Raw genomic sequence first — 5047 nt, 5'->3', positions numbered from 1 at the left:
TGCCATGGGCGGCGCCTGTGATGATGCTGATCTTGTTTTGGAGTCTTGGCATGAAGTGGATAGAGGTCGATGGGATGAATGAGAGGAAGGTGAGTTAAACGAAGCAGCTCAGTAAACCGGCTGATGCTGGCGAATCGCATCTTTGACCGCGTCCGTCAGCGCAAAGCCGGGCCCGAATTTGGCGGTCAGCTCGGCACAACGTGCGACAAAGGCGTCAATCCCCATGCCGTAGATAAACTGCATCGCGCCGCCGGTCCAGGCCGGAAAGCCTATGCCGAAGATGGAGCCGACGTTGGCGTCATGCACGGTGGTCAGCACGCCTTCACTGAGGCATCGGGCGGTCTCCGCAGCCTGGCGGTAGAGCAGCCGGTCTTTGAGTTCGTTGATGTCCCAGGCGGCGCCGGGTTTTTCAAACAGGGGCTTGAGTTCGGGCCACAGGTGTTTTTTCGCGCCTGGCTCGGTGGGGTAGTCGTAAAAGCCACCACCGGCCGCGCGGCCGGGGCGCTTCAACTCTTTTACCATCCGTTCGACCAGCAGCTCGCCGGGCGTGGCGGTGTAGGTCTTGCCCTCTGCGGTGAAGTCGGTGCGTGTCTGGTCCAGCACGTGCACGCTCAGTGACAACGCGGTTTCGTCCAGCACGGCCAGCGGGCCGACGGGCATGCCGGCCTGGATACCGGCATTTTCAATCGCGGCGGCGGGAATGCCTTCGCCCAGCATGGCCGCGCCTTCCATCACAAAGGTGCCGAAGGTGCGGCTGGTGTAGAAGCCGCGCGCGTCGTTGACCACGATGGGGATCTTCCCCAGGGCTTGTACATAGTCAAAGGCCTTGGCCACGGTTTCGTCGTCGGTGTCCCGGCCGCGAATGATCTCGACCAGCTTCATCCTGTCGACCGGGCTGAAGAAATGGATGCCGATAAATTTTTCTGGCTTGTCGCTCGCTGTGGCGAGGCTGCTGATAGGCAGGGTCGAGGTGTTGGAGGCGAAAAAACCGCCGGGTGCCAGAAGAGGCTCGGCCTCCTGCGTCACTTTGGCCTTCAGGTCGCGCCGCTCGAAAACAGCCTCGATGATAAGGTCGCAGCCGGCCAGTTCCGCAACCTGGTCGGTCGCGATGATGCGTGAGAGCAGGGCGCTTTGTTCGCTGGCCGTCATGCGGCCTTTCTCCACACGCGGCGCGGTGACCTTGCTGCTGTAAGCCTTGCCGGCTTCGGCCTTGTCCTGGCTCACGTCCTTGAGCACGGTGGCAATGCCTTTGCTGGCTTGTGCGTAAGCGATGCCCGCACCCATCATGCCGGCGCCCAGCAGGCCGACCTTGGCAGGCCTGAAACGCCCTACGCCTTTGGGCCGCGACTGCCCGCTCTTGATGGCGTTCATGTCGAAGAAAAAGGTGTTGATCATGGCCTTGGCATTGGTGCCCGTCATGAGTTTGGCGAGGTAGCGGCTTTCGATGCGAAAGGCGGTTTCCAGGTCCACCTGTGTGCCTTCCACCATGCAGGCCAGGATGGCTTCAGGCGCGGGGTAGAGGCCGCGCGTCTGCTTTTTGAGCATGGCGGGCGCGGCGCTGAGCGCCGCGGCGATCTTGGGGTTGGCCGGTGTGCCGCCCGGGATTTTGTAGTCTTTTGCTTCCCAGGGGTGCTGGGCGGTGGGGTTGGTGGCGATCCATGCAAGTGCTTTGCCGCGCAACCCTGCTGCATCGGCCACAAGCTCGTGCACCAGGCCCAGTTCAAGCGCGTCGCGCGGGTTAAAGGTTTTACCTTCGACCAGATAGGGTTGCGCGCCCATCAAGCCAAGGTGGCGTGTCATCTTGCTCACGCCGCTGGCGCCGGGCAACAGGCCCAGCGTTACCTCGGGCAGGCCAAACTGTGTTTTGCGGTCGTCCACCGCCACGCGGTAGTGGCCAATCAGTGCGACTTCCCAGCCGCCGCCCAGCGCCGTGCCGTTGAGGCAACTGGCCACGGGAATGCCCAGCGTTTCGAGGGTACGGAAGTTTTTCTTGACGCGTTCGATCTCTGCGTAGGCCTTGGGCGCGTCGGCCGGTGTGAGGCGCATCACGGCCTTCAAGTCAGCGCCGGCAAAAAAAGTGCTTTTGGCGGAGGCGAGGATGATGCCTTTGAGGGCGTCTTTGTCTTTCGCCACCTGCGCGGTGACTTCAGTGAGATCGTCCTGCCACTGCAGGCACATGGTGTTGACGGGGGAGTCTGGTTCGTCAAACGTGATGGTGGCAATGCCGCCCTCGATTTGGTACTGGATGGTCTTCATGGCATTCAGACTCTTTCAACAATCGTCGCGATGCCCATGCCACCGCCCACGCACAGCGTGGCCAGGCCATAGCGCAGCTTGCGCCTGTGCAGCTCATCAATCAGCGTGCCAAGGATCATCGCGCCGGTGGCGCCCAGTGGGTGGCCCATGGCGATGGCGCCGCCATTCACGTTGACCTTGTCGTGCGGCACCTTCATCTCTTTCATGAAGCGCATCACCACTGCGGCAAAGGCCTCGTTAACCTCGAACAGGTCGATCTGCTCCACCGTCATGCCGGCCTTGGCGAGCACTTTGCGCGTCGCAGGCATGGGACCGGTCAGCATGATGGTGGGGTCGGCGCCGCTCAGGGCCGCAGCCACGATCCTGGCGCGCGGTGTAAGACCGTGCGCTCTGCCGGCCGCTTCGGAGCCCACCAGCACGGCAGCGGCGCCGTCCACGATGCCCGACGAATTGCCGGCGTGGTGCACGTGGTGTATGCGCTCCACCTGCGGATAGCGCTGGAGTGCCACGGCGTCAAAGCCCATGCCCCCCAGTTGCTCGAAGGCGGGCTTGAGTGAAGCCAGGCCTTCCACCGTGGTGTGGGGTTTGATGAATTCGTCTTCGGCCAGAATCGTCTGGCCCAGGAAATCCTTAACGGGCATCACCGAATGTGCGAAGTGGCCGGCGGCGCGCGCCCTGCCGGCACGCTGCTGGCTTTCAAGTGCAAAGGCGTCAACGTCTGCGCGGCTGAACCCTTCAACCGTGGCGATCAGGTCCGCGCCTATGCCTTGCGGCACAAACAGGGTGGCGCTGTTGGTCTCCGGGTCTTGAGCCCAGGCACCGCCGTCGGCGCCAATCGGCACGCGGCTCATGCTCTCGACGCCGCCGGCCACCACCAGGTCTTCCCAGCCGGAGCGCACTTTTTGCGCGGCCATATTCACAGCTTCCAGGCCTGATGCGCAAAAGCGGTTGACCTGAACGCCCGAGGCACGAAAATCCCAGCCGGCCTTGAGCGCGGCTACCTTGGCAATCACCGCACCCTGTTCACCCACCGGAGATACCACGCCCATCACCACATCGTCRATGGCCGAGGTATCAAATCCGTTGCGCCGTTGCAGGTCTGTGAGCACTCCGGCCAGCAGGTTGACGGGTTTGACCTCGTGCAGCGCGCCGTCTTTTTTGCCCTTGCCGCGCGGCGTGCGGATGGCGTCGTAGATGAAGGCTTCAATGCTCATGGTGGCTTTTCCTCTGGAAGCGGGAACACAGGTGCAGCGGTACGGGGAGCCGCTGAAGTATATGCATTTCGCAAAGCGATTGCTTTGCATAAATGGATGCAAGGATGGGCGGCCAGCTGTTTCCCGGCGTTCATAACCCTACACCTGCGGCCAATCGGGGTTGATCCCCGCTTCTGCGCGCGGCCATGAAGTTTTCCGAAAGCCTGGCTTGCCACTTCATGGACAAAGATTGCGCCCATCTGAAAAAAACAAAAGCCGGCGGGTGCCGGCTTTTGCAGGGCCAGGGCGTGAACCGTCAGTTCACGCGGCGTTCAATCACGATTTCTTCGACTTCCACACGGCGGTTGGGCGCCAGGCAGGCGATCAGTTTTGCGCGGTTGCGGTCGTTGCAGGTGACCACCGGGTTGGTTTCGCCCCTGCCGACGGCTGTGAGACGGGTCGGGTTGACGCCTTTGCTGCTGAGGTAGCTTTTCACTGCATCCGCGCGGCGTTGGGACAGCCTGAGGTTGTAGGCTTCTGATCCCAGACGGTCGGTGTAACCGGTCACGGTGATGTTGCCGTTGAAGTTGCCGCCCATCAGGGCCTGTGCAATCTGGTCAAGCTTGGGCTGCGCGCCCGCCAGTTCGGCGCTGTCAAAGGCGAACAGCTCGGTAGCCGAGAGCGTGACCCGTTCAAAGCGTGCCGGCGCTGGAGGAGGCGGAGGTGGCGGCGCGGCGACTTCTGGCTGGGGTGCTGGCGGCGGGGTGTACTGCGCAGCCACCGGACGCACCGGTTTTTCAAAGTAATAGCTCAAACCGACATTCAGGGTGCTGCTGGTGGCCCTGTCAAAGCCAAACGGGTTGTTGTCGCGAAGATAGGTTCGGGTTCGCCGCAGGTCTGCCTGCATGAACCACTGATCAGACAGTCCCACCTGGAAACCCAGGCCCAGGTTCAGGTACGGCGATGTCTTGCTCGCGGTGGGCAGCTTGTCCCTCTCCGCGCCAATGCCGGCCAGCAGGAAGGGGCGGAAGTTGTTGCCGCGGTTGAAGATGTACAGACCATCCGCCCCCAGGGTGCTTTGCTCGAAGCGCCGGCCGTTGTTGGTGGCGCGAGCCATGCTGCCGCCCAGCTGGATGTCCCATGAAGGAGAAACCGCTTTGCCGAAACGCAGCCCCAGGCCGCCGAGGTTCTTGTCACCGTTGAATCGCGAATCCGGGTCGACCCCCTGAAGCTGCGGCATGATGTACCAGGACTGGTTCGGAATGTCGTAGCTTGAGGTTTGAGCCATCACGGTGCCAGGGCTAAGCCAAGCCAGCAGGGCGGTTGCGGCGGCAACTGCAAGGGGGGTTGTTTTCATGAATCCTCCAGACAAAAGTTAAGTTGGATTGTTGGGTTAAGTAAATTGAGGAAAAAGCTGTACGCCTTTTTTTCTGACGGCGCTCCGCAACACTCCCGCGCCCGGCATCGTCTGTGTGTGAGACGCGTTCACTAGCCGGCATGGGAAAACTGCCTACGACAACGTGGGCTTTCCTTGGGAACGGCAGCCCCTCTCACCTTCGGCATAAGGGGGCATTCGCAGCCCTTGTGCCCAAGGGGTG

3 protein-coding genes are annotated in these 5047 nt (G+C 62.0%); all 3 read right to left on the bottom strand.

From position 1 onward, the window contains the following. Positions 1–108: 108 nt before the first annotated feature. Positions 109–2256 (bottom strand): 3-hydroxyacyl-CoA dehydrogenase NAD-binding domain-containing protein, encoded by a 2148-nt coding sequence (locus AC1D0Z_RS15805; RefSeq protein ID WP_477659173.1) that lies wholly within the window; start codon positions 2254–2256, stop codon positions 109–111. Positions 2257–2261: 5 nt separating this feature from the next. Further along, on the bottom strand, positions 2262–3470 hold the full coding sequence (locus AC1D0Z_RS15800; RefSeq protein ID WP_477659172.1) for an acetyl-CoA C-acetyltransferase: 1209 nt from the start codon (positions 3468–3470) through the stop codon (positions 2262–2264). Between the two features lie 295 nt (positions 3471–3765). After that, a complete protein-coding gene (locus AC1D0Z_RS15795; RefSeq protein WP_477659171.1) occupies positions 3766–4806 on the bottom strand; it encodes an OmpA family protein in 1041 nt (346 codons plus the stop codon). Positions 4807–5047 lie beyond the last annotated feature (241 nt).

The organism is Polaromonas sp. P1_E3 (assembly GCF_056405935.1).
This window is presented reverse-complemented; position numbering and strand designations above follow the sequence as displayed.

What these genes read in the sequence shown, in the direction of transcription:
- AC1D0Z_RS15805 (WP_477659173.1), bottom strand. Translation starts at nt 2,256, where the DNA reads ATGAAGACCATCCAGTACCAAATCGAGGGCGGCATTGCCACCATCACG.
- AC1D0Z_RS15795 (WP_477659171.1), bottom strand. Translation starts at nt 4,806, where the DNA reads ATGAAAACAACCCCCCTTGCAGTTGCCGCCGCAACCGCCCTGCTGGCT.